A 24,552-nucleotide genomic window follows, 5' to 3' on the forward strand; every position below is an offset into this window, starting at 1 on the left:
ATCGCCAGTGCCCGCCTATCGCCTCAATCGTACGCCGAACGCCCGCTGGACTGGATCGGAGTCCCGACGCCTCGCGCCGGGAGGACTACGCCTGCCGCGCGCTCGGCTCACCCCAGCCCCGGAGCCTCCCATGACGCCCGTCCCCCTCTACGGACAAGCCATCACCGAAGCCATCGCCGGCGGCGACCTGGACCAACTGCGCAAGCTGCAAACCCTGGCCGAGTCCCATCTCGAGGAACACGGCGACGTCGGCGCCCTGCTGACGCAGCTCAAGGTCGAGATCGCCAAGCTGAACCGCTGATCGCCCGCCCACCAGAAACGGAGGAAATCCCATGAGCATCAAACCCTACGGCGTCGCCGTGACCGACGCGATCGCCTCGGGCGATCTGGCCCGCCTGAAGGAGGCCGAGGCCGCCGCCGAAGCCCACCTGCAGGAGTACGGCGACATCCCCGCCCTGCTGGCGGTGCTGAAGGTCGAGATCGCCAAGCTCGAAAAAGGCCGCGGCTAACCGCGGTCGCCCCTCAACCCTTCTCATCGGAGGTCATGACCATGGCCATCGTCATTCTGTACGGACAAGCCATCACCGACGGCATCGCCAAGGGCGACCTGGCCGAGCTGCAGCGCCTGCACGACCAGGCCGAGGCCCACCTGAGGGAATACGGCGACATCCCCGCCCTCCTGGCCCTGCTGAAGGTCGAGATCGCCAAGCTGGAACGCGGCCGCTGACGCCCGGCCAGCCTTCCTCCCGCGGGACGCGCGGCCCCACGGCGGCGCGTCCCGCTCCCTTTCCCGCCTTGCGCCCCTGAAGGATCGACACGATGACGGACGCGATCTCGCTGGACTCCGGCGCGCGGACGCCCGCCGCGCCGCCCGCTGGCAAGCCGGTCCGCTACCGGCTGGAGCGCGACTACACCGAGCTGGTGCCCGTCCATGTGGTCTGGGAAGTCACCCTGGCCTGCAATCTCAAGTGTCAGCATTGCGGCTCGCGGGCCGGCCGGCCCCGGTCGGACGAGCTGACCACCGCCGAGGCCCTGGAGCTGATCGACCACCTGGCCGCCCTGGGCACGCGCGAGCTGACCCTGATCGGCGGCGAGGCCTATCTGCGCCGCGACTGGATCGAGCTGATCCGGCGCAGCCGCGCCCACGGCATCCGCACCGGCATCCAGACCGGGGCCCGAAACCTGACCGACAAGCGCCTGGACGAGGCCGCCGAGGCGGGGCTGCAGGGCGTGGGCGTGTCGATCGACGGCCTGCCCGAGCTGCACGACCGGGTGCGCGGCGTGCCCGGCTCCTACGACCAGGCGATCGACGCCCTCAGGCGCGCCAAGGCCCGGGGCCTGGCCGTGTCGGTCAACACCCAGATCGGGGCCGAGACGGCCGAGCACCTGCCCGAGCTGATGGACCGCATCATCGCGGCCGGCGCCACCCACTGGCAGATCCAGCTGACGGTCGCCATGGGCAACGCCGTCGACAACCCCGAACTGCTGCTCCAGCCCTACAAGCTGCTGGAGGTCATGCCCCTGCTGGCCCGGCTGTACCGCGAGGGCGAGGCCCGGGGCCTGCTGATGGTGGTGGGCAACAACATCGGCTATTTCGGTCCCTACGAGCACATCTGGCGCGGGTTCGGCGACGACACCGATCACTGGAACGGCTGCTCGGCCGGCCAGACCGGCATCGGTATCGAGGCCGACGGCACGATCAAGGGCTGCCCGTCCCTGGCCACCTCGCTCTACGCCGCCGGCAATGTCCGGGACATGACCGTGGCCGACATCTGGCGCCACGGCGAGAAGATGCGCTTCGGCCGCCTGCGCGACGTCGAGGAGCTGTGGGGCTATTGCCGCACCTGCTACTACGCCGACGTCTGCCGGGCGGGCTGCACCTGGACTTCGGAATCGCTGCTGGGCAAGCGCGGCAACAACCCCTATTGCCACTACCGCGCCCTGGACCTGGCCAAGCACGGCCTGCGCGAGCGGGTGGTCAAGATCAAGGAAGCCCCGCCCGAGAGCTTCGCGGTCGGCGAGTTCGCCCTGATCACCGAAGCCATTCCCGGCGTGCAGGCCACGCCCCTGCCCCAACGCGACCCGGCCGCGGTGCATGTCGCGCCCCGCCAGCGCTCGGCGGCCGGCGGCGCCCTGCCGCCCAGCCTCAAGCCCTGCCGAGCCTGCGCCGGCTACATCTGGCCGCACGAACTGACCTGCCCCCACTGCCAGGCCGACGTCGCCGAGGCCGAGGCCCAGTTCAGGACCGACACCGAACGCCGCCGCGCCCTGATCGCCGAGGCCACGCGGGTTCTGGGCCGGCTGGGCGCGGTGGCGACCTAGGATACCCGTCGGGGACAGGTCCCCGGGGCATGTTCCGGGAACCTGTCCCTGGCCCCTGAAAAGACCTGTCATCCCGGACAAGCTCGGCGGAGCCGAGCGCCGATCCGGGACCGCCGCAAACGCCGAGTTCACGCCCCGGTCCCGGATCTTCGCGCTGCGCGCTCGTCCGGGATGACAGCCGTATGCGATGGCCCCAGGCCCCTTCGCCAGCGCCTCTCCCAGCCCGGACGGAATTCCTGCCTTGAACCGGCTCGCCCCCGCGCCGTAAACGACAAGGGCTTCGCAGTCGTTCGAGTCCGCCATGCCCCTGGATGAAGAAACCCGCCTGGTCCGCAAGGGCGCCCCGCCCAAGGGCGGCTCGGTGCTGGCCCGCACGGTCAATCCGCCGGTCCAGCGCGGCTCGACGGTGCTGATGCCCAACGCCGCCTCGCTGTATGACGACAGCCAGCTGACCTACGGCATCACCGGCCTGTCCTCGCCCGCCAACCTGCAGCTGGCCCTGGCCGAGCTGGAAGGCTCGCCGGACGTGACGCTGTACCCCTCGGGCCTGGCGGCGATCACCGGCGTCATGCTGGCCCTGCTGAAGGCCGGCGACGAGATCCTGGTGGTCGACAGCACCTACAAGCCCACCCGCCGGTTCTGCGACCGGGTGCTGACCCGGTTCGGCGTGCGGACCACCTACTATGACCCGGCCCTGTCGCCCGAAGCGCTGATGGCCCTGTGCACGCCGCACACCCGGTTGATCCTGCTGGAAGCCCCCGGCTCGCTGACCTTCGAGATGCAGGACATCCCGGCCATCGCCGCCGCCGCCAACGCCCGCGGCGTCCTGACGATGATCGACAACACCTGGGCGGCGAGCTTCTACTTCAAGCCCCTGGCCCACGGGGTGACCATCAGCGTGCAGGCCCTGACCAAGTATGTCGGCGGCCATTCGGACGTGTTCATGGGCAGCGCCGCCACCGCCGACAACGTGATCGGCAACCAGCTGGGCGACGCGATGTGGGACATCGGCTGGTCGGTGTCGCCCGACGACGCCTACACCGTGCTGCGCGGCCTGCGCACCCTGGCCACCCGCCTGCCGGCCCACCAGGACAAGGGCCTGGAGATCGCCCGCTGGCTGCGGGGCCGGCCGGAGGTGGCCCGCGTCCTGCATCCGGCCCTGGAGGATGATCCCGGCCACGCCCTGTGGAAACGCGACTTCACCGGCGCCTGCGGCCTGTTCGGCGTGGTTCTGAAGCCCGTCCCGCAGAAGGCCGTCCACGCCTTCCTCGACGCCCTGGACCTGTTCGGCCTGGGCTTCTCCTGGGGCGGCTACGAAAGCCTGGCCATCCACTGCGACCCGCAACTGAAGAACCGAAGCATCCCGGTGAACCTGGAAGGCCCGCTGCTGCGCCTGCACGTGGGGCTGGAGGCGACCAGCGACCTGATCGCCGACCTGGAGCAAGGCTTTGCGGCGTTGAACGCGTAATTCGGTCCGCGACGAGGCGGTCGCGAGGGTCTAAACAGCCGCCTCGTTCGAAAGGCCCGTTCCATGACCGTCCACATCGCCCTGCTGCGCGGCGTCAACGCCGCCGGAAACCGCCAGGTCACGGCGGACGAGCTGAGCGGCCTGTTCGGCGAGCTGGGCCACGCCGAGGTCCGCGCCGGTCCCAAGGTCGGCGACCTGGTGTTCACCAGCGGCGACCAGACCGGCGCCGAGCTGCAGGCCCGGATCGAGGCCGCGCTGATGGACCGCTTCGCCCTGCGCACCGACGTCTATGTGCGCACGGCCCAGGCCTGGCGCGCCCTGGTCGCCGCCAACCCGTTCCCCGAGTTCGCCGCCCAGGACCCCGGCTGGCTGATGACCCTGTTCCTGAAGGACGCGCCGGACAAGAAGGCCGTCGGCGCCCTGCGCGCGGCGATCCGCGGCCGCGAACAGGTGCGCGCCGAAAGCCGGCAGCTCTACGCGATCTATCCCGACGGGGTCGGCGGCTCGAAACTGACCAACGGCCTGGTCGAAAAGACCCTGGGCGCGCGGATCACCGGTCGGACCTGGACCACCGTCCTGGCGCTGGAAGCGATGATCACGGACTGACCGCCGCGCCGCGACAAACCAGGATGCGAGGTTTGCCGCCGGACCTGCTATAGCTGCTCCCGCGTTCGTACACGCAGGACATGGTCGTCGAGAGCGAGCCGCCGCAGGGTGGTCGATCCGCTCCGGCTCGGCCGCCTTTCGAGACATTGAAACCCATGAACTGGCTCTTCGAGCTGTCGGCGGCGTGCGTCCTGATCGCGCTCGTGCTTCCCGTCGCGTTCAAGCTCCTGCCGCCCCGCCGCCTCGTCCTGCGTCCGGCGCGCGCGAAGGCCTCCCGCCCCGCGCCTTCGGCGGACTCGACCACGCCGTCCTGATCCGCCGATCGCCCCACAAGCCCATGGCCACCACGCGGCGCCCTGCGTCGCGCGCTGGCGCTTGCCCTCGCTCCAGGAGTGACCGCGTGATCGCCTATCTCATCCTCGTCCACCGTTTTCCCGAGCAGTTCAAACGCCTCTTCAAGGCGATCCACGATCCCGCCAACCACTACCTCATCCATGTCGACAAGAACTCCGGCCCGGACCTGGAAGCCGACATCCGGGGGTTCGTGGCCGCCTATCCCAATGCCGACGTCCTGGAGAGCAAGGCGGCGCTGTGGGGCGGCTACAGCCTGGTCGACGCCGAGTTGCGCGGCATGGCTCGCCTGCTGGAAATGGGCCGGGACTGGGAAGTGTTCATCAACCTCAGCGGCCAGGACTTTCCGCTCAAGACCCAGAAGTCCATCAAGGCCTTCCTGGCGAGGCGGAGAGGCCAGGAGTTCATCAGGGCGCTGGATCAGCAACTGGCCCGCCCCGACACCATGCCCCGGGTCCGGAAATACGCCTTCGAGCTGCGCGATCGGATCGTCCGCACGATCCTGGGACGCCGGTTCCTGTCGGGCGCCAAGCCCTATATCGGCAACCAATGGATGATGGTCAGCCGCCGGTTCTGCCAGTTCGTCTGCCACGACCAGCGGGCGGATCGCTACAAGGCCTTCTACCGTCACACCTTCATCGCCGACGAGGGTTTCTTCCAGACGGTGATGATGAACACCGCCGAGCATGGCGTGGTCGTGCAGGACGACATGCGGATGATCGACTGGATCCCCGACGGCGACATCAAGTTGCGGCCGCGCACCTACGTCACCCAGGACGCCGCCGCCCTGATCGCCAGTCCGGACCTGTTCGCCCGCAAGTTCGACACGAGCGTCGACGCGGGGATTCTCGACCTCCTGGAAAGCCACCTGGCGGCCCAGGACATCGCCAATCCGGAGACCGCCCCCATCCCGCGCCGCGGAGCCCAACCCGTCCTGGCGGCGGTCTAGGCCGGACGTCTAGGCGCCGCCCTTCGGCAATTTCAGCAGCAACCAGGCCAGCCCCACCCCCGCCACGCCGATCACCGAGGTCCCGTAGGCCGCCCCCGCCAGAAAGCCGCTCCAGTCCAGCTGCAGGTGGGCGAAATAGCGTGCCAGCAGCAGGGAGACGCTGCCGACATAGCCGCAGGAGTCGGCGACATAGATCAGGAACCCCGCCGTCCCCACCTGGCCGGTGGCGGCGATCAGCCGGTCGAACAGCATGCCGTTGAACGGGGTGTAGGCCATGTAGATCCCCGCCCCCGTGGCGATCATCCAGGCCACCGGGCCCAACAGCCCGACCTGCCGCCCCAGGGTCGCCGCGCCCAGCAGGGCGAAGCCCAGGGCCACGAAGGCGAAGTTGAAGCCCACCGCCCGGCGGTTGTCGCGCACCAGGCTCAGCACACCCAGCCCGACCAGTACGATGGCCGCGACCGGGATTTCCGACAGCGAGAAGATCGCCGCGGCGTTCTTGAAGCCCAGCTCGGCCCAGATCTCGGCGGCGAAATTGTCGCGGAAGTCCCGCAGGGCGGTCAGCAGCACATAGACCGCCACCAGCAGGACCAGGGCCGGCGCGTGGGCGGCGAACATGGCGGCGCGGGCCTTGGCGTCCATGGGCGCGCGCCGTACGCGGGCGGCCTCGTCGGCCGGCGACGGCGGCGGCAACTGGGTCAAGGCGGCCACGGCCAGCAGCAGCAGCAGAGTAAACATCAGGCCGGTCAGGGCCGGCATCCAGCGCTCGTCGACGCCCTGCAGCAGCAGACTCTTGCCCACCGACTTCACCACGCCCGAGGCCAGGATGAAGCTGGCGCACAGCATGGCGCCCAGCACCTCCGAGAGCCGCCGCCCCTCGACGAAGCCGAACACCAGGCCCCAGATCATGCCCAGGCACAGGCCGTTGACGAACAGGGCCGGCGGACCGGCGACGGCCGGCCCCAGGCTCAGCCCCAGAAGGGACAGCTCGGCGCCGCCGATCAGGACAAGGATGGCCAGCCAGCGCCGCTCGGGCCGCATCTCGGAGATCACCTTGATCCCGACGATCTTCGACACGGCGTAGCCGGCGACCTGGGCGATCACCAGGGCCACCTTGAAGTCGATGGCGAACGGCCAGCCGGCCATGGGGTCGTAGTGGGCGGCCGTGAACGGCTTGCGATAGGCGAACATCGAGAAATAGGCCGCGAAGGCCGCCAGCCCGCCGTACAGGGCGAAGGCCCAGGGCGGCGCCTGGGTCAGGGCGCGGGCGATCGGTCCCTGGGCCAATGGCTGAGTCGGTGTTGCATCCGGCATGCCCCATGGGCGGGCCGAAACCCTCCCCGCGTCAACTGGCGATCGACGTCAGGCGGTCAGGGCGGCGCGCGAAACGGTCTCCAGGACCTGGTCGGCCGAAAGATCGCGGGCCTGGGCCGCCACCTCGCCAACCACGATCACCACCGGGCCGCCGTGGCTGTCCAGCCGGTCGCCCAGGGTCTCCAGCGTGCCGTGATAGATCCTGGCGTTCGCCCCGCCGGCCTGCTCGACCGCCACGGCCGGCGTGCCGGGCGCGCGGCCGGCGGCGATCATCCGGGCGCAGAGGGCGTGGGCCACCTCGCCGCCCATATAGACCGCCAGGGTCGCCTCGGGATCCCCCGCCGCGCTCCAGTCGCCGCTGAGCGTCCCGGCCTCCAGCCGCGCGGTGGTGAACACCACGCGCCGGGCCTCGCCGCGATGGGTCAGGGGAAAGCCGAACTGGGCGGCGGCGGCGCAGGCGGCGGTGACGCCAGGCACCACCTCGACCGACACGCCGTGCTCGCGCAGGAAGGCCGACTCCTCGCCCACCCGGCCGAACACGGAAGGGTCGCCGCCCTTCAGCCGCACCACCCGCAGGCCCCTGCGCGCCAGGCGCAGCATCAGGCGGTTGATCTCATCCTGGTGCATGCTGGGCTTGCCGGCCCGCTTGCCGGTCTGGATGCGCACGCAGCCGGCCGGGGCCAGGGCGATGGCCTCCTCGCTGATCAGGGCGTCGTAGAGCAGCGCCTGGGCGCTCTCCACCGCGCGCACGGCCCGCAGGGTCATCAGGTCGACCGGACCGGGACCGGCCCCGACGAGCAGGACTTGGGCGGCGTCAGACATGGGCGGGCTCCTTGGCGGGAACGGCGGCGGTCGCGGCGATCATCCGGGCGATCTCGGGACGGCAGGACCCGCAATTGGTCCCCGCCCCGGTGGCGGCGCCGACGGCGTCAGGACTGGCGGCCCCGGCGACGATGGCGGCCTGCACGGCCCTGGCGCCCACCTTCAGGCAGGCGCAGACCAGCGGTCCCTTGTCGACAGGGGCGCCGGGCGGGCGGCCGAACAGCAGGGCCGAGCGAGCCTCCTGGCTCAGTTGCGGCTCGGCGAACAGCTCGGCCAGCCAGTCGCGCGGCGGCAGGCGGCCGCTGATCGTGATGTACAGGACCGCGACCAGCTGGCCGTCGCGCAGCCAGGCGTCACGCCGCGCGCCGGTGGCGGCGTCCTCATAGGTCACGAGTTCGCCGACGAGGCCCTTGACGAGCCCCCTGCGCAAGGCGGCGCGCTCGACTTCGTCGCCCCGGCCGGCGAACTCGTGTTGCTGGCAGGCGTCCTGCGGGATGCGCCGCCAGACGAGGTCCAGACCCGACGGAAGGGCGAGGCTGTCCCGCGTGAGAAAGAAGCCCTTCCAGGTCTCGCGATAGGCGCGGAGCCGGGCGGGGGTGTGCTTGAACTCGGGCTGGCCGGAGGTGGGATCCAGGTTCGGCGCGATCAGGTGATTGGAGCGGCCGGACGGCGCGAAGGCGTCGGTCCAGTGCATCGGCATGAACAGGCCGCCGGGCCGCTGGCGCTCGGTGACCTTGGCCAGGGCGACGGCCTCGCCGCGGGCCGTGATCACCCGAGCCAGGGCGCCGTCCCGGACCCCCAGGGCCTCGGCGTCGACGGGATGGACCTCGACGAACGGCTCGGGCGCGTGGCGGCACAGGTCCGGGGCCAGGCCCGTGCGGGTCATGGTGTGCCACTGGTCGCGGATCCGGCCGGTGTTCAGCGACATCGGATAGGCCGCGTCCATCGCGTCGGCGGGACCCTTGGGTCGGGTGGGGACCATGCGGGCGCGGCCGTCGGGAGTCTGGAAACGGCCGTCGGTGAACAGGCGCGGCGTCCCGTGTCCGTCCGCCCGCACCGGCCATTGAACCGGCAGGAGTTGAGCGTAAGCCTCTGGCGTCAAAGTCGAAAGTCCCGCCAGGTTCAGGACGCGACCGGTCTCGTCGCCGGTGTTCTCATATGCCGTCAGGCGAGCCCATTCGCGGAACACGCTGGCCTGCGAAGACCAGCCGAAGCCGTCGAAGCCCATGGCCTTGGCGACGTCGGCGACGATCCGCCAGTCGGCGCGGGCCTGGCCCGGCGCCGGGAACAGGGCCCGCTGGCGCGAGATCCGGCGCTCGGAATTGGTGACCGTGCCGTCCTTCTCGCCCCAAGCCAGGGCCGGCAGCTTGACGTCGGCGAAGGCCGTGGTGTCGGTCTCGACGCAGTCGGACACCACCACGAACGGACAGCGCTCCAGCGCTTCGCGCACGCGGCCGGCGTCGGGCAGGCTGACGGCGGGGTTGGTGGCCATCACCCACACCGCCTTGATCTTGCCGGCGTGGATGGCCTCGAACATGTCGACGGCCTTCAGGCCGGGCGCGCGAGCGGTGTCGGGCGCGCCCCAGAAGCGGGCGACGCGGTCACGGTCGGCCGGAGCGAAGTCCATGTGGCCGGCCAGGGTGTTGGCCATGCCGCCGGTCTCGCGCCCGCCCATGGCGTTGGGCTGGCCGGTGATCGAGAACGGGCAGCTGCCCGGCTTGCCGATCCGCCCGGTGGCCAGGTGGACGTTCAGGATCGACAGCCCCTTGGCCGTACCCTGGGCCGACTGGTTGGCGCCCATCGAGAACAGGCTGACCGTGCGTTCGTGGGCGGCGAACAGGTCGTAGAAGGTCAGCAGGTCCTCGATCGCCACGCCGCAGTCGGCGGCGACGGCGGCCGGCGACTGGTCGAGCTCCGCCAGGGCCGCCTCGACGGCGTCGAAGCCGTTGACGTGGGCGGCGATATAGTCGCGGTCGATCGCCGCGATGCGGATCAGGTGGGCCAGCAGGCCGTTCCACAGCCGCACGTCGCTCTGCGGGGCGATGGCCAAGTGCAGGTCGGCGCCCTCGGCGGTGTCGGTGCGGCGCGGGTCGATGACCACGTGCTTCTGGCCGCGCGCCTTGGCCTGCTCCATGCGCCGGAACAGCACCGGATGGGTCCAGGCGGCGTTGTGGCCGCTGAACACCACAAGGTCGGCCAGCTCCAGGTCCTCGTAGCAGCCGGGCACCAGATCGGCGCCGAACGCCTGCTTGTGGGCCGCCACGGCCGAGGCCATGCACAGGCGGCTGTTGGTGTCGATATTGCCCGAGCCGATGAAGCCCTTCATCAGCTTGTTGGCGACGTAATAGTCCTCCGTCAGGATCTGGCCCGAGACGTAGAAGGCCACACTGTCGGGGCCGTGCTTGGCGATGGTGTCCTTGAAGCGCTTGGCGACCAGGGCCGTGGCGTCGGCCCAGCTGGCGGGCTTGCCGTTGATCGTCGGCTCCAGCAACCGGCCCTGCAGCCCCACCGTCGCCCCCAGCGCCGCGCCCTTGGAGCACAGGCGGCCGAGGTTGGCGGGATGGGCGGCGTCGCCGGCCACCGACAGGGCCCTGTCGTCCGCGGACGGGGTTTGGCCAACCGCGCCCGACACGCCGCAGCCCACCCCGCAATAGGGGCAGGTCGTCTTGACGAGCGCGGCGGCCGAGCCGTCAGCCATGGGCGTCGAGGCTCAGCAGCAGGCGGCCGTCGCGGACCTCCAGCGGCACCACCGGCGTGCAGCCCTTGCCCTTGTCGGCGCCCATCGGCTCGCCCGAGGCCAGGTCGATCGACCAGTTGTGCAGCGGGCAAGCCACGGCGCGCCCGTGGACGATGCCCTGGCTCAACGGCCCGCCCTTGTGCGGACAGGCGTCCATCAGGGCGAACACCTCGCCGTCGCCGGTGCGGAAGATGGCGATGTCGCCGCGCGGGCTGGGCACCCGGCGGGCGCCGCGGCGGGGAATGTCGGTCACCGCCCCGACATCCACCCAGACGGGAACTTTGACATGCGCGTTCATGCGGGGACGAACTCCATCCGGCGGCTCATGGGGGTGAATTCCTCGGTGTGGCGGCCGGCCACGCGCTCGGCCCACGGGTCGATGCGGGCGAAGCGCTGCGAGAACACGAAGCGGTCGTAGAGGGCCTTGCGCTGGTCGGGATCGGTGACCTTGGCCTGGATGCTCTCCAGGCCCACGCGCGCCATCCACTTGTAGACCCGCTCCAGGTACCAGCCCTCCTCGCGGTACAGCTGCATGGCCGCGGCGATCACCCAGACGGCCTCGTCCTCGGTCGCCACCCGGGTCAGCACCTGGGTGCCCTGGATGTGCAGGCCGGCGGCGCCGCCGATGTGGATCTCGTAGCCGCTGTCGACGCAGACCACACCGAAGTCCTTGCAGGTGGCCTCGGCGCAGTTGCGCGGGCAGCCCGACACCGCCAGCTTGACCTTGGCCGGCGCCCACGAGCCCCACAGGAACTTCTCCAGGCGAATGCCCAAGCCCGTGGAGTCCTGAGTGCCGAACCGGCACCAGTCGCTGCCGACGCAGGTCTTCACCGTGCGCAAGCCCTTGGCGTAGGCGTGGCCGCTGACCATGCCCGCGGCGTTCAGGTCGGCCCAGACGGCCGGCAGGTCGTCCTTCTTGACGCCCAGCAGGTCGATCCGCTGGCCGCCGGTGACCTTGACCGTCGGGATGGCGAACTTGTCGGCCACGTCGGCAATCGCGCGCAGTTCGTTGGGCGTGGTCACCCCGCCCCACATGCGCGGCACGACGCTGTAGGTGCCGTCCTTCTGGATGTTGGCGTGGACGCGCTCGTTGATGAAACGCGACTGCTTGTCGTCGCGATATTCCGACGGCCAGGCGCACAGCAGGTAGTAGTTCAGGGCCGGCCGGCACGACGAGCAGCCGTCGGGGGTGGTCCATTCCATGGCCTGCATGACGGCGGGCATGGACTTCAGTTCGTACTCGACGATGGCCTTGCGGACGTCGGAGTGCGGCTTGTCCGTGCACTTGCACATCGGCTTGGGGCCGGTCTGCTCCTTGAAGCCGTCGCCCAGGGTCAGCTTCAGCATCTGCTCGACCAGCGGCGTGCACGAGCCGCACGAGGCCGAGGCCTTGGTGACCGCCTTTACGTCGTCCAGGGTCGTCAGGCCCTGGGTGGTGATGGCCGAGACGATCGAACCCTTGCAGACGCCGTTGCAGCCGCAGATTTCCTGCGTGTCGGGCATGGCCGCAACGGCGGCGTTAGGGTCCAGGCCGGACAGCCCTTCCGTGATGGCCTGGCCGAAGATCAGGGTCTCGCGGATGTCGGTGACCGAAGTCCCGGCCCGCATCAGGTCGAAGTACCAGTTGCCGTCGGCCGCGTCGCCGAACAGCACCGCGCCGGCCACCTTGCCGTCCTCGATGACCACGCGCTTGTAGACGCCGCGGCCGGCGTCGCGGAACACGATGTCCTCGCAGCCCTCGCCGCCCGAGAACTTGCCGGCCGAGAACACGTCGACGCCCGAGACCTTCAGGCGGGTCGACAGGACCGAGCCCTCATAGGCCCCTTCCCCGTCGGTCATCGACTCGGCCAGCGAGCGGCACATCTCCCAGATCGGCGCGACCAGGCCGTAGCAGGCGCCCCGGTGCTCGGCGCATTCGCCGACCGCGAACACCGCGGGATCCGAGGTGCGCATCGCGTCGTCGACGACCACGCCGCGATTGACGGTCAGGCCGGCGGCCCTGGCCAGGGCGGCGTTGGGCTTGATGCCCACGGCCATGACCAGCAGGTCGCAGGGCAGGACGCGGCCGTCCTTGAGCTTGAGGCCGGTGACCTGGCCGTTCTCGCCGACGATCTCCTCGGAATGGGCGCCCATCACCGTCTCGACGCCGCGCTCGGCCAGGGCCTCGCGCAGCAGGAAGCCGGCGCTCTCGTCCAGCTGGCGCTCCATCAGCACGTCCATCAGGTGGACGACCGTGGCGGACATGCCGCGCCGGGCCAGGCCGTAGGCGGCCTCCAGGCCCAGCAGGCCGCCGCCGATCACCACGGCGCGGGCCCCGGGCTTGCCCGAGGCCGCGACCATGGCCTCGACGTCGTCCAGGTCGCGGAAGGTGACCACGCCCTTCAGGTCGATGCCCGGCAGCGGCAGGCGGAACGGGTCGGAGCCCGTGGCCAGGATCAGCTTGTCGTAGGGAACTTCCAGCCCGCCCTCGGCCACCACCTTGCGGCCTTCCAGATCGACCGCCGTGACGGCCCGCCCGGCGTGCAGGACGATGCCGTTGTCGGCGTACCAGGCCTCGTCGTTGATCACGATGTCGGCGAAGGACTTCTCCCCCGCCAGCACCGGCGACAGCATGATGCGGTTGTAGTTCACCCGCGGCTCGGTCCCGAAGATCGCGATCTCGTAGCGGTCGGGATCGCGCTTGAGGACTTCCTCGACCGCCCGGCAACCGGCCATGCCGTTGCCGATGACGACCAGCTTTTCCTTGGTCATGGTTTTGCTCACTGGAGGAAAAAGGTCAGACGCGGACAGGGGCGGCGGAGTCGCCGTGCAGGGTCGGCCAGATCGCCCGCCAGCGGGCCTTCAGGCTGTGCAGGGCCACCAGGGCGAACACCGCCAGGGCCGCGAAGCCCAGGAAGCCGACCTGGTAGGAGCCGGTCAGCTTCTTGGCCATGCCCAGGCTCGAGGCCAGGTAGAAGCCGCCGACGCCGCCGGTCATGCCGATCAGGCCGGTCATGACGCCGATCTCCTTGCGGAACCGCTGGGGAGCCAGCTGGAACACCGCGCCGTTGCCCGCGCCCAGGGCCAGCATCGAGAACATCAGCACCGCCAGGGCGACATAGGCCGACGGCATCTGGAAGCTGGCGACGGCAAGGCCGGCGGCGGCCAGGACGAAGACGAAGCTCAGGGTCCGCACCCCGCCGAAGCGGTCGGCCAGGGCCCCGCCGACCGGGCGGATGAACGATCCGGCGAACACGCAGGCGGCGGTGAAGAAACCGGCGATCACCGGCGAGAGGCCGTATTCGGCGTTGAAATAGATGGTCAGGGACGAGGCCAAGCCGACAAAGCCGCCGAAGGTAACGGCGTAGAGCAGCATCAGCCACCAGGCGTCCGGAACCTTCAGCACGTCCAGGTACTCGGCGAACTTCTTGGGCGCGGGCTGGTCGGGGGCGTCCTTGGCCAGCAGCATGTAGACGACAAAGGCCACCGCCAGCGGGATGGCCGCCATGCCGATCACATTCTGCCAGCCGAAGGTCTTGGCCAGGATCGGCGCGAACAGGGCGGCCAGCGCCGTGCCCGAGTTGCCGGCGCCGGCGATGCCCAGGGCCAGGCCCTGGTGCTCCTGCGGATACCAGCGCGACGCCAGCGGCAGGGCGACGGCGAACGAGGCGCCGGCCACGCCCAGGACCAGGCCCAGGGCCAGCACCTGATGATAGTTGTGCAGGCCCAGGAGCCAGGCCAGGACCAGGCCGGTCAGCACGATCAGTTGCCCGATCATCCCGGTCTTCTTGGGGCCGATGCGATCGACCAGCACGCCGTTGACCAGGCGCAGGACCGCGCCGGCCAGGACCGGGATAGCGACCATCAGGCCCTTCTGGGCGGGATCGAGATGGAAGTCCTTGGCGATGGCCACGCCCAGCGGGCCCAGGATCACCCAGACCATGAAGCTGAGGTCGAAATACAGGAACGCGGCGAACAGGGTCGGCGCATGGCCGGCCTTGAGGAAATCACGAGAGATCATGATGAAACTCGGCTTTGCGTGTCTGCGAGAGCGAGGCGCGGGGCCCCAGGCGGGTGACCGCATCCGAGCGGTCGTCTCTGGCAGCCGCGGACGCCGTTGTCCGAAGGCCTAGCGTCCATGAAGGATCAGATGGCTGACGGTGTCACGCGCCATGCTGCATTGCGGCGCAACCGGAGGCCTCATAGCGCAATTGCTCAGCAAACAAGCAGGCCTCCTGCTTGAAGCATGAGCAGAATGCATAAGTCCTGATGAGGAGGAAGCGCCGCCACCAGGCGCCTGGCTGGCGCTGGAGCCACGGTTCGACGCGCCGCCGGCCCTAGGAAACCCGTCCCACCGCGAACGACGCCGCATAGCCCCGGACGTCGGCCGGATCGAACGGCGCGCCGTCGAACAGGGCCGAGGCCGGGGGCGCGGCGTCGGCGAACACCTGGGCCGGTTCCAGCACGGGCCCCAGCGACAACGCCGCTTCGCGGAACAGATCCGGGCGATAGACGCGGTCGGCGACGGCGGCCAGGTCGAGGCTCGCCTCCACCTGGCCCCAGCGCACCATCTGCGACAAGAACCACAGGGCGTGCTCGCGGCGCGGCAGGCCGGCGGCGTCGCGATGGAAGACGATCTCGGACTTCAGGGCCCGGGCCACGACCTCGGCCTCGACGCCCACATGGTCCGGGCGCGACAGCAGGGCCACCAGCTCGGCGTGATTGCCCGGCTCGTCGGCCCAGGCCGAGGCGCGGATGATGGCGCGCAGGGCCGCCCGCAGCTCGTCGCCGTGGCGCTCGGCCCAGGCGGCGGTGACGCCGAACACCTTGTCCGGCCCGCCCGGCCAGAACTGCGAAGCCTTGATCAGCGTTTCGCCCAGGCCTTCGTCGACGGCGACGGCGTTCCAGGGCGCGCCGACGCAGAAGCCGTCGATGTCGCCCGAGCGCAGGTGCTCGACCATGCGCGGCGGCGGGGTGACCACCAGGCGCACGTCGCGATCGGGATCGATCCCGGCCTGGGCCAGCCAGTAGCGTAGGAAGGCGTTGTGCATCGAATACGGGAAGACGACGGCGAAGGTCAGCGGCGGGGCGCCCTGCTCCCGCCGGCGCGCGACCACCGCCGCCAGGGCGTGGGCGGTGACCAGCGGCGCGGCCAGGGCGCCGGGATCGGCCTCGGCCATCAGCGCCGCCAGCTGGATCGAGACGGTGATGGCGCTGCCGTTCTGGTTCAGGGCCAGGGGCGCCAGCATCGATCCGCCCTCCAGGCCGGCCGGGGCCAGGGTCATGGGAGCCAGCATGTGGGCGCCGTCCAGCGCGCCGACGGCGACCTTGTCGCGGATCGTCGCCCACGAGGCCTCGCGGCTCAGCGCCACCTCCAGCCCCTCCTCGGCGAAGAAGCCCTGCGCCTTGGCCACCACCAGGGGGGCGCAGTCCGTCAGGGGAATGAACCCCAGCGTCAAGTCGGCCAGTCCGCTCACGAAGCGTCACCCTTCAGCACGCCGGCGAAGGCCAGCAGGTCGGCGGCGATCTGGCCGATCGGCTTGCCGCGATCCATGGCCAGCTTGCGCAGCAAGCGATAGGCGCCGTCCTCGTCCAGGCCCCGCTCCTTCATCAGCAGCCCCTTGGCCCGTTCCACCGTCTTGCGCGATTCCAGGTCGGCCTTGGCCTTGGCCAGGTCGCCCTGAAGTTGCTGGGTCAGGGCGAAGCGGCTCATGGCCACGTCGAGGATCGAGCGCACCCGCCCCGGCGCCAGGCCGTCGACCACATAGGCGGCGACCCCGGCCCGCACGGCCTGCTCGGCCAGGCCCGGCTCGGAGCGGTCGACGAACATCACCACCGGGCGCGGATTGTGCAGACCGGCCTCGCGCAGGCTTTCCAGCGTATCGCGATCGGGGCTGTCGGCGGCGATCACCACCACGTCCGGCGCGAAGGCCGCGGCCTCGCGCTCGTCGAACACGGCCGCGCGACGCACCTCCAGGGGCTGCACGCCGGCGAGTCCCTCGGCCACGAGGGCGGCGCGCGCGGGATCGGGGTCGATGACGAGGACGCGCATGCCCTTCGCCCTAAGACCGTCCGGCGACAGGTGGGAGCGGCGAAGGTTCATCGCGGTCGGAGTCGCTCAATCAGCCTGATATTTGCGCAGCCTGCCCGAAATAGCGGCGCCAAACGAGCAGGCAAGTCGCCACAGGCGCGACGATGGGCGCTTCCGGCCGTCTAGGCCTGGGGTTTCCACCCGCCGCCCAGCGCCTGGATCAGGGCCACGGCGGTCGTTTGCCGCGCCACGGCGGCGGTGAGCAGCGCCCGGCGCGCCGACGCGGCCGAGGCCTGGGCGGCCACCACGTCCGTATAGGCCACCTGCCCGGCCTTGTACTGGTTGAGCAGCATCTGCTCGGTCTGATCCGCGGCGTCGGAACTGGTCTTCAGCAGGGCGTAGCGGCGCTCCAGCACCTGGGCGGCGGTCAACTGGTTCTCCACGTCCTCGAAAGCGGCCAATGCGGTCTGGCGGTAGTCCGCGACCGCGGCGTCGTAGGAGGCCCTGGCCTGCTCCACCCGCGCCTTGCGCGCGCCCGCGTCGAACAGGGTCTGGGCCGCGGTCAGGCCCAACGACCAGGTGTTGGCCGAGGCCTTGAACAGGTCACCCAGGTTGGAGGCGCCGCTGGCGCCGTCGGCGCTGAGGCCGATGGTCGGGAAGAACGCCGCCCGGGCCACGCCGATGTCGGCGTTGGCGGCGGCGACCCGGCGCTCGGCGGCGGCGACATCGGGACGACGCTCCAGCAGGGTCGAGGGCACGCCCGCCGGGATCTGCGGCACGCGGGCGCTCCAGGCCGGATCGGCGGCCAGGCGGAAGCCGCTGGCCGGTTCACCCACCAGGGTGGCGATGGCGTTCTCATAGGTCGCACGGGTCTGGCGCAGGCTCTCGAGATCCGCCTGGGCCCCGGCCAGCTGGGTGGTGGCCTGCAGCACGTCCGACTTCGGCGCGATGGCGGCGGCGTAGCGGTTCTGGGTGATCTGCAGGCTGCGCTGGTAGCCCTCGACCGTTCTGGCGACCAGGGCGATCTCGGCGTCGGCCTGGCGCAGGCCCAGATAGTTGACGGCCAGCTCGCCCTGCATCGACAGGCGGGCGCCGGCCAGGTCGGCGGCGCTGGCCTGCTCCGAGGCCTTGGCCCCGTTGATCCCCTGGCGGATGCGGCCCCACAGGTCCGGCTCCCAGCTGGCGCCGATGCTGGCCTGGTAGCGTCGCCCTTGCGTCGAACCGCCCGAGCCCGAGGTCGTCGAGCCGGACCCGCCGGACCGGGTCGCCGAGCCGGACAGGTCGATGGTCGGGAACAGGCTGGCGCGCTGCTCGCGCACCAGGGCCCGGGCCTGGCGGTAGTTGGCCTCGGCCGCGGCGATGGTCTGGTTGGAGACGTTGACCTTGCCGGCCAGGGCGTCCAGCTGGGGGTCGCCCAGCAGGGTCCACCAGTCGCCGCGATCGAGCAGGTCGCCGGGCGTGGCGACCTTCCAGCCGTCCAGGGCCTTGTAGGTCGCTGGCAGGCTGGCGGCCGAGACCTGCGGCTTCTCGTAGGCCGGGCCGACCGCGCAGGCCGACAGCAGGGTCAGCGCGGCGCCGGCGAGCGCGAGGGACTTCAAGGCGGGCATCAGACGGGCTCCGGCGCGGAGGGCATGTGGGCCAGGTAGCGCTCGTCGCGCGCCTTGCCCCGCAGGCGGTCGAGATAGACATAGACCACGGGGGTGGTGATCAGGGTCAGCAGCTGGCTGGCGATCAGGCCGCCGATGATGGTGATCCCCAGCGGGCGGCGCAGCTCGGCCCCCTCGCCAAAGCCGATGGCCAGGGGCAAGGCCCCCAGGGCGGCGGCCAGGGTGGTCATCAGGATCGGGCGAAAGCGCAGGAGGCTGGCCTCGCGCACCGCCTCCAGCGCCGTCAGCCCGCGCGAACGCTGGGCCTCCAGGGCGAAGTCGATGATCAGGATGGCGTTCTTCTTGACGATGCCCAGCAGCAGGAACACCCCGATCAGGGCGATCACCGAAAACTCCATCTTGAAGACCAGGAGGGCCAGGAGCGCCCCCACCCCGGCGGCCGGCAGGGTCGACAGCACGGTCAGCGGGTGGACGTAGCTTTCGTAGAGGATGCCCAGCACGATGTAGATCGCCACGATGGCGGCGGCGACAAGGAACGGCTGCTGCTTGTTCTGGTCCTGGGCGCTGCGGGCGCTGCCCTGGAAGCTGCCGCGGACATTGGTCGGCAGGGCGATGTCGGCCTCGGCCTGCTTGATGGCGGCCTGGGCGTCGCTGAGCGAAACCCCGTCCGCCAGGTTGAACGAGATCGTGGTGGCCAGTTCGCCGTTCTGGTGGTTGATCGAGGTCGGGGTGGCGGCCTGGGCGACGCTGGAGATGGCGGTCAGCGGGGTCATCGGCGTCTGGGTCGTGTTCAGGGCCGAGCCCGTCGAGGCGTCGCGCAGGGCCGGATTGACCGCCGCGCCGCTCGTCGAGGCGGCCGCCGCGCCGGTGGGATTGGTCGGCACATAGACGTCGTTCAGCGCCTCCGGCCCCCGCGAGAACCGGCGGTCCCACTCCAGGATCACGGCGTACTGGTTGATGTCCTCGTAGATCGTGGCGACTTGCCGCTGGCCGAAGGCGTCATAGAGCGCGTTGTCAACCGCGCGCGGCGTGACCCCTAGGCGCGAGGCGCTGTCGCGATCGATGGTGACGAAGGTCTCGACCCCGTTCTCGGACTGGTCGCTGTCGACGTCTGTCATCACCTCGGAGCGGGCCTTCATCGCCTCGGCCAGCTTGGGCGCCCAGGCCTTCAGGGCGTCGCTGGAGTCGCTGGTCAGGGTGTATTGGTAGGTGGAGTTGCTCTGTCGTCCGCCCATCCGCACGTCCTGGACGGGATTGAGGAAGACGCTGATGCCGGTCACCCTCTGCAGCTGCGGCCGCAGGCGGTTGATCACCGCCGAGCCCTTCTCCTTGCGATCGTCCGGCCCGTCGCCCAGCGGCTTGAGATTGACGAACATGAAGCCGCCGCCGGCCCGGGAGCCGCCGGTGAAGCCGACCACGGTGTCGACCGCGGGATCCTTGCGGATGATGTCGACCACCTGGCGCAGCTTGGTCTGCATGACGTGGAACGACACGCTTTGGTCGGCGCGCAGCCCGGCCTGGATCTGGCCGCTGTCCTGCTGCGGGAAGAAACCCTTGGGCACGGCGACGTACAGCCAGGCCGTCATGGCGATCACCACCACCAGGATCAGCAGCACCAGCGGCTTGGCGGCCAGGGCCCAGTCCAGGCTGTATTCGTAGGTCCGGTGGATGCGGTCGAAGCCGGCCTCGAACCAGCGGGCGATCCGTCCCGGCTTCTTGTCCGCCTTCGGGGGACGCAGCAGGTAGGCGCACATCATCGGCGTCGTGGTCAGCGAAATGACCAGCGAGATCATCACCGCCGCCGACAGGGTGACGGCGAACTCGCGGAACAGCCGCCCCACCTGGCCGCCCATGAACAGCAGCGGAATGAACACCGCCACCAGCGAGATGCTGATCGACAGCACCGTGAACCCCACCTCGCGCGCGCCCAGCAGGGCGGCCTGGAAGCGGTCCATGCCCTTTTCGATGTGGCGGGCGGTGTTCTCCAGCACCACGATGGCGTCGTCGACCACGAAGCCGGTCGCCACGGTGATCGCCATCAGGCTGAGGTTGTTGAGCGAGAAGCCCAGCAGGTACATCACCCCGAACGTGCCCAGCAGCGAGACAATGGTCGCCGCCGCCGGGATGAAGGTGGCCCGGGCGCTGCGCAGGAAGGCGCTGACCACCAGCACCACCAGCACGATCGAGATCAGCAGGGTCACCTCGATCTCGTGCAGCGAGGCGCGGATCGAGTTGGTGCTGTCGCTGGCCACCGCCACGTTGATGTCGCCCGGCAGTTGGGCCCGCAGCTCCGGCAGGGTGGCCCGGACGCTGTCCACCGTCTGGATGATGTTGGCCCCCGGCTGGCGGGTGACCAGGATGATGATCGCCGGCTTGCCGTTGAACAGGCCCAGGGTTCGGGTGTCGGCGACGCTGTCGGTGACCTCGGCCACGTCCATCAGCCGCACCGGCGCGTCGCCGCGCCAGGCCACGACCAGGCCGGCATAGTCGGCCGCCTTGCGTCCGCCCGGGCTGGTATAGACCTGGAACCGCCGCCCTCCCCCCTCGACCTGGCCCTTGGGCCGGTTGGCGTTGGCCGACTGGACCGCGGCGCGGACGTCCTCCAGGGAAATGCCGTACTTGTTCAGGAGAAACGGGTTGGCCGACACCCGGACGGCCGGCAGCGAGCCGCCGCCGATCTCGACGTCGCCGACCCCGGTCACCTGCGACAGGCGCTGGGCCACGATGTTGGACACCGCGTCGTAGATCTGGCCCGGGGTCTTGGTGTCGCTGGTCAGGGCCAGGATGATCACCGGCGCGTCGGACGGGTTCTGCTTGCGATAGCTGGGGTTGCTGCGCAGCGTGGCCGGCAGGTCCGAACGGGCGGCGTTGATGGCGGCCTGCACCTCGCGGGCGGCCCCGTCGATATTGCGGTTGAGGTCAAACTGCAGGGTCACCCGGGCCGAGCCGGTGTTGCTCTGCGAGGTCATCTCGGTGACGCCGGGGATCACGCCCAACCGCCGCTCCAGCGGGGTGGCGACGCTGGAGGCCATGGTCTCGGGGCTGGCCCCCGACAGGTTGGCCGAGACCGAGATGGTCGGATAGTCCACCTGCGGCAGCGGCGAGACCGGCAGCACGAAGAAGGCCGCGATCCCGGCCAGGGCCAGGCCGATGGTCAGCAGGACCGTGGCCACTGGCCGCCTGATGAAGGGCGCCGACAGGTTCACGACGGCGCTCCCGGGATCGGGTCGGGATCCAGCCGGCCATTTCTCGTATCATTTGGCGCGACAGGGTCGTCGTGGCGGCGCAGGCCCCTGTCGGCTGGGGCGAAACGGTCGAAGGCCAGGTAGATCACCGGGGTGGTGAACATGGTCAGCAGCTGGCTGACCAGCAGGCCGCCGAAGATGGCGATGCCCAGCGGCCGGCGCAGCTCGCCGCCCTCGCCGAAGCTCAGCATCAGCGGAATGGCCGCGAACAGCGCCGCCAGGGTGGTCATCAGGATCGGGCGGAAGCGCAGGATGGCGGCCTGGAAGATGGCGTCGCGCGGGCTCTTGCCCTCGTTGCGCTGCGCGTCGATCGCGAAGTCGATCATCATGATCGCGTTCTTCTTGACGATGCCGATCAGCAGGATGATGCCGATGATGCCGATCACCCCCAGGTCGTTGCCGGTGATCCACAGGGCCAGCAGCGCCCCGACCCCCGCCGACGGCAGGGTCGACAGGATGGTCAGCGGGTGGATGTAGCTCTCGTAGAGCACGCCCAGCACGATGTAGACGCAGACCACCGCCGCCAGGATCAGCCACAGCTGGTTGCTGAGCGAGTTCTCGTAGGCGCCGGCCGCGCCGAGGAAGGTGTGAGTCACCGCCGTCGGCATGCCGATGTCCTTCATCGCCGCGCGGATGTCGTCCACCGCCTTGCCCAGCGAGACGCCCGGGGCGGTGTCGAAGCCGATCGTGGTGGCCGGGAACTGCGAGACGTGGGTCACCTGCAGCGGGGCGGTCTGTTCCCTGATGGTCGAGATCGCCGACAGGGGCGTGGGACTGCCGCCGCCGGTCTTCAGGTTCAGCAGGCCCAGTGACTCCGGCGCGGTCAGCAGGCCGGGCTTGGCCTCGAGGATCACCCGGTACTGATTGGTCTCGGTGAAGATCGTCGAGACGATCCGCTGGCCGAAGGCGCTGTACAGGGCGTCGTCGATGTCCGAAGCGGTGATCGACAGCCGCGCGGCGGTGTCGCGGTCGATGTCGACATAGGCCGCGGCCCCCGTGGCGTCGGCGTCGCTATAGACGTTGCGCACCGATTTCACGCTGGCCAGGCGCGCGGCCAGCTTGCCCGCCCATTCCTTGACCGTGGCGGTGTCGGCGCCTTCCAGCGACAGGCGGTAGAGGGTCGGGCCGGTCTCGGCGTCGATGGTCAGGTCCTGGGTCGGCTGCAGGTACAGCGTCACCCCCGGCACGGCGGCCACGCGGTCGCGCAGCCGCTGCATGATCTTCTCCTGCGAGCCGCCACGGTCGGCCTTCAGGTTGATCAGCATCTGGCCGGTGTGGAGCATCGAATTGTTGGCGCCGTCGACGCCGATGAACGAGCTGAGGCTCTCCACCGCCGGATCGGCGAGAATGGCCTTGGCGGCCTGCTGCTGCAGCCCGGCCATGCGATCGTACGAAACCGACTGCTCGACCTCGGTGCGGGCCTGCAGCTGGCCGGTGTCCTGGGTCGGGAACAGGCCCTTGGGGATGATCAGGTACAGGAAGGCGGTCAGGGCGAAGGTGGCCACGGCGACGACCAGGGTCGCCTTCTGGCGTTCCAGAACCCAGTTCAGGCCTCGTTCGTAGTGGTGCTCGACCCGTTCGAACACCGCCTGGGACTTGCGGGCGATGGGGCCCTGCGGCTCGTGGCCCTCGCCCTCCCCGGCCGGCCTCAGCCAGCGGGCCGACAGCATCGGGGTCAGGGTCAGGGAGACCACGGCCGAGATCAGGATGGTGATCGCCAGGGTGATGGCGAACTCGCGGAACAGGCGCCCCACCACGTCGCCCATGAACAGCAGCGGGATCAGCACCGCGATCAGCGACACGGTCAGCGAGATGATCGTGAAGCCGATCTCGCGCGCGCCCCGCAGGGCCGCCGCCATCGGCTTGACGCCCTTCTCCAGGTGCCTGGAGATGTTCTCGATCATGACGATGGCGTCGTCGACCACGAACCCCGTGGCGATGGTCAGGGCCATCAGGCTGAGATTGTTCAGCGAGAAGCCCAGCAGGTACATCACCCCGCACGAGCCGATCAGCGATATCGGCACGGCCAGGCCGGCGATCAGGGTGGCGCGCAGGCTGTGCAGGAAGAAGAAGATCACCACCACGACCATCACCACGGCCAGCAGCAGCTCCATCTCCACATGGTGGACCGAGCCGCGGATGCCGGTGGTGCGATCGGCCAGCACCTTGACGTCCAGACTGCCCGGAAGGCCGGCCTCCAGTTCCGGCAACTTGGCCTTGATGGCGTCGACGGTCTGGATGACGTTCGCGCCCGGCTGGCGCTGGACGTTGACGATGATCGCCGGCGTCTCGTTGGCCCAGGCCCCCAGGCGGGTGTTCTCGGCGCTCTGAACCACCTGGGCGATGTCGCGCAGGCGGATCGGGGCGTTGTTCTTGTAGGTGACGATCAGGTTCGAATAGTCGTCGACCGTCAGCAACTGGTCGTTGGCGTTGATCGTGTAGGCGCGGGTGGGCCCATCGAAGCTGCCCTTGGCGCTGTTGGCGTTGGCGTTGCTGATCGCGCTCTGCACATTGGCCAGGGTGACGCCGTAGGAGGCCATGGCCTGGGTGTCGGCCTGGATGCGGATGGCCGGGCGCTGGCCGCCGCTGAGGGTGACCAGGCCCACCCCCGACACCTGGCTGATCTTCTGGGCCAGGCGGGTGTTGACCAGGTTCTGCACCTGCGTCAGCGGCAGGGTGTCGGAGGTGACCGCCAGGGTCAGGACCGGGGCGTCCGCCGGATTGACCTTGGCGTAGACCGGCGGGGCCGGCAGGTCGGCCGGCAGCAGGCTGTTGGCCCCGTTGATCGCCGCCTGCACCTCCTGCTCGGCGACGTCGAGGCTTTCGCCGAGATTGAACTGCAGGGTGATGATCGAGGCGCCGGCCGTGCTGACCGAGCTCATCCGCGACAGGCCCGCCATCTCGCCCAGCTGGCGTTCCAGCGGCGCGGTGACCGTCTGGCTCATCACCTCCGGGCTGGCGCCGGGATAGAGGGTCTGGATCTGAATCGTGGGGTAGTCGACCTGCGGCAGGGCCGACAGCGGCAGCAACCGGAAGCCGACCAGGCCGGCCAGGACGATGGCCGCCATGAACAGCGCCGTGGCGACGGGCCGCTGGATGAAGGGACGCGAGGGGTTCATGG

19 protein-coding genes are annotated in these 24,552 nt (G+C 70.1%); 8 read left to right on the forward strand and 11 right to left on the reverse strand.

The genetic code is table 11. The annotated features are described in order from the left end of the window. The first annotated feature begins 130 nt into the window (after positions 1-130). From AC07NX_RS05595 to AC07NX_RS05630, 8 genes are all read left to right on the forward strand, one after another. Positions 131-301 (forward strand): DUF1843 domain-containing protein, encoded by a 171-nt coding sequence (locus AC07NX_RS05595; protein ID WP_081942490.1) that lies wholly within the window; start codon positions 131-133, stop codon positions 299-301. Between the two features lie 31 nt (positions 302-332). After that, entirely contained in the window at positions 333-509 is a 177-nt protein-coding gene (locus AC07NX_RS05600) for a DUF1843 domain-containing protein (RefSeq protein ID WP_494639856.1), read from the forward strand. 41 nt (positions 510-550) lie between these two features. Beyond that, positions 551-727: a DUF1843 domain-containing protein gene (locus AC07NX_RS05605; RefSeq protein ID WP_081942498.1), complete on the forward strand. Its 177-nt coding sequence runs from the start codon at positions 551-553 to the stop codon at positions 725-727. A 92-nt stretch (positions 728-819) separates the two neighbouring features. Continuing rightward, positions 820-2,322: a GDL motif peptide-associated radical SAM/SPASM maturase gene (locus AC07NX_RS05610; protein WP_494639859.1), complete on the forward strand. Its 1,503-nt coding sequence runs from the start codon at positions 820-822 to the stop codon at positions 2,320-2,322. A gap of 307 nt (positions 2,323-2,629) precedes the next feature. Beyond that, a complete protein-coding gene (gene metC, locus AC07NX_RS05615) occupies positions 2,630-3,790 on the forward strand; it encodes a cystathionine beta-lyase (RefSeq protein ID WP_494640030.1) in 1,161 nt (386 codons plus the stop codon). Between the two features lie 63 nt (positions 3,791-3,853). Beyond that, positions 3,854-4,396: a DUF1697 domain-containing protein gene (locus tag AC07NX_RS05620; RefSeq protein ID WP_494639861.1), complete on the forward strand. Its 543-nt coding sequence runs from the start codon at positions 3,854-3,856 to the stop codon at positions 4,394-4,396. A 155-nt stretch (positions 4,397-4,551) separates the two neighbouring features. Then, positions 4,552-4,710 carry a hypothetical protein gene (locus tag AC07NX_RS05625; RefSeq protein WP_494639863.1) on the forward strand — a complete coding sequence of 53 codons (159 nt, stop codon included), beginning with the start codon at positions 4,552-4,554 and terminating at the stop codon, positions 4,708-4,710. Between the two features lie 86 nt (positions 4,711-4,796). Next, complete coding sequence (locus tag AC07NX_RS05630; protein ID WP_494639865.1) at positions 4,797-5,696, forward strand: beta-1,6-N-acetylglucosaminyltransferase; 900 nt, start codon at positions 4,797-4,799, stop codon at positions 5,694-5,696. Positions 5,697-5,705: 9 nt separating this feature from the next. On the opposite strand, the gene AC07NX_RS05635 is transcribed toward AC07NX_RS05630, so the two are convergent. The 11 genes from AC07NX_RS05635 to AC07NX_RS05685 all read right to left on the reverse strand — a co-directional run bounded on the left by AC07NX_RS05635 (position 5,706) and on the right by AC07NX_RS05685 (position 24,550). Then, a complete protein-coding gene (locus AC07NX_RS05635; protein ID WP_494639867.1) occupies positions 5,706-7,010 on the reverse strand; it encodes a DUF5690 family protein in 1,305 nt (434 codons plus the stop codon). 48 nt (positions 7,011-7,058) lie between these two features. Next, a complete protein-coding gene (cobA, locus tag AC07NX_RS05640; RefSeq protein WP_494639869.1) occupies positions 7,059-7,832 on the reverse strand; it encodes a uroporphyrinogen-III C-methyltransferase in 774 nt (257 codons plus the stop codon). Beyond that, positions 7,825-10,530 (reverse strand): nitrate reductase, encoded by a 2,706-nt coding sequence (locus AC07NX_RS05645; RefSeq protein ID WP_494639871.1) that lies wholly within the window; start codon positions 10,528-10,530, stop codon positions 7,825-7,827. Before AC07NX_RS05645 ends, cobA begins: the two co-directional genes overlap by 8 nt. Then, a complete protein-coding gene (nirD, locus tag AC07NX_RS05650; protein ID WP_035075262.1) occupies positions 10,523-10,867 on the reverse strand; it encodes a nitrite reductase small subunit NirD in 345 nt (114 codons plus the stop codon). The genes AC07NX_RS05645 and nirD overlap by 8 nt, the downstream gene beginning before the upstream one ends. Next, positions 10,864-13,320: a nitrite reductase large subunit NirB gene (gene nirB, locus AC07NX_RS05655; protein WP_494639873.1), complete on the reverse strand. Its 2,457-nt coding sequence runs from the start codon at positions 13,318-13,320 to the stop codon at positions 10,864-10,866. The genes nirD and nirB overlap by 4 nt, the downstream gene beginning before the upstream one ends. A gap of 25 nt (positions 13,321-13,345) precedes the next feature. Beyond that, on the reverse strand, positions 13,346-14,569 hold the full coding sequence (locus tag AC07NX_RS05660) for a nitrate/nitrite transporter (protein ID WP_494639875.1): 1,224 nt from the start codon (positions 14,567-14,569) through the stop codon (positions 13,346-13,348). A gap of 316 nt (positions 14,570-14,885) precedes the next feature. Beyond that, positions 14,886-16,025, reverse strand: coding sequence for a CmpA/NrtA family ABC transporter substrate-binding protein (locus tag AC07NX_RS05665; protein WP_494639877.1), 1,140 nt, complete (start codon positions 16,023-16,025; stop codon positions 14,886-14,888). Continuing rightward, positions 16,022-16,600 carry an ANTAR domain-containing response regulator gene (locus AC07NX_RS05670; RefSeq protein ID WP_494639879.1) on the reverse strand — a complete coding sequence of 193 codons (579 nt, stop codon included), beginning with the start codon at positions 16,598-16,600 and terminating at the stop codon, positions 16,022-16,024. The genes AC07NX_RS05665 and AC07NX_RS05670 overlap by 4 nt, the downstream gene beginning before the upstream one ends. A 161-nt stretch (positions 16,601-16,761) precedes the next feature. Then, complete coding sequence (locus AC07NX_RS05675; RefSeq protein ID WP_494639881.1) at positions 16,762-18,186, reverse strand: efflux transporter outer membrane subunit; 1,425 nt, start codon at positions 18,184-18,186, stop codon at positions 16,762-16,764. Beyond that, positions 18,186-21,392 carry an efflux RND transporter permease subunit gene (locus AC07NX_RS05680; RefSeq protein WP_494639883.1) on the reverse strand — a complete coding sequence of 1,069 codons (3,207 nt, stop codon included), beginning with the start codon at positions 21,390-21,392 and terminating at the stop codon, positions 18,186-18,188. The genes AC07NX_RS05675 and AC07NX_RS05680 overlap by 1 nt, the downstream gene beginning before the upstream one ends. Next, positions 21,389-24,550 carry a multidrug efflux RND transporter permease subunit gene (locus AC07NX_RS05685; RefSeq protein ID WP_494639884.1) on the reverse strand — a complete coding sequence of 1,054 codons (3,162 nt, stop codon included), beginning with the start codon at positions 24,548-24,550 and terminating at the stop codon, positions 21,389-21,391. Before AC07NX_RS05685 ends, AC07NX_RS05680 begins: the two co-directional genes overlap by 4 nt. Between the last annotated feature and the right edge of the window lie 2 nt (positions 24,551-24,552).

Source organism: Caulobacter sp. GW821-FHT09A05 (genome assembly GCF_059418465.1).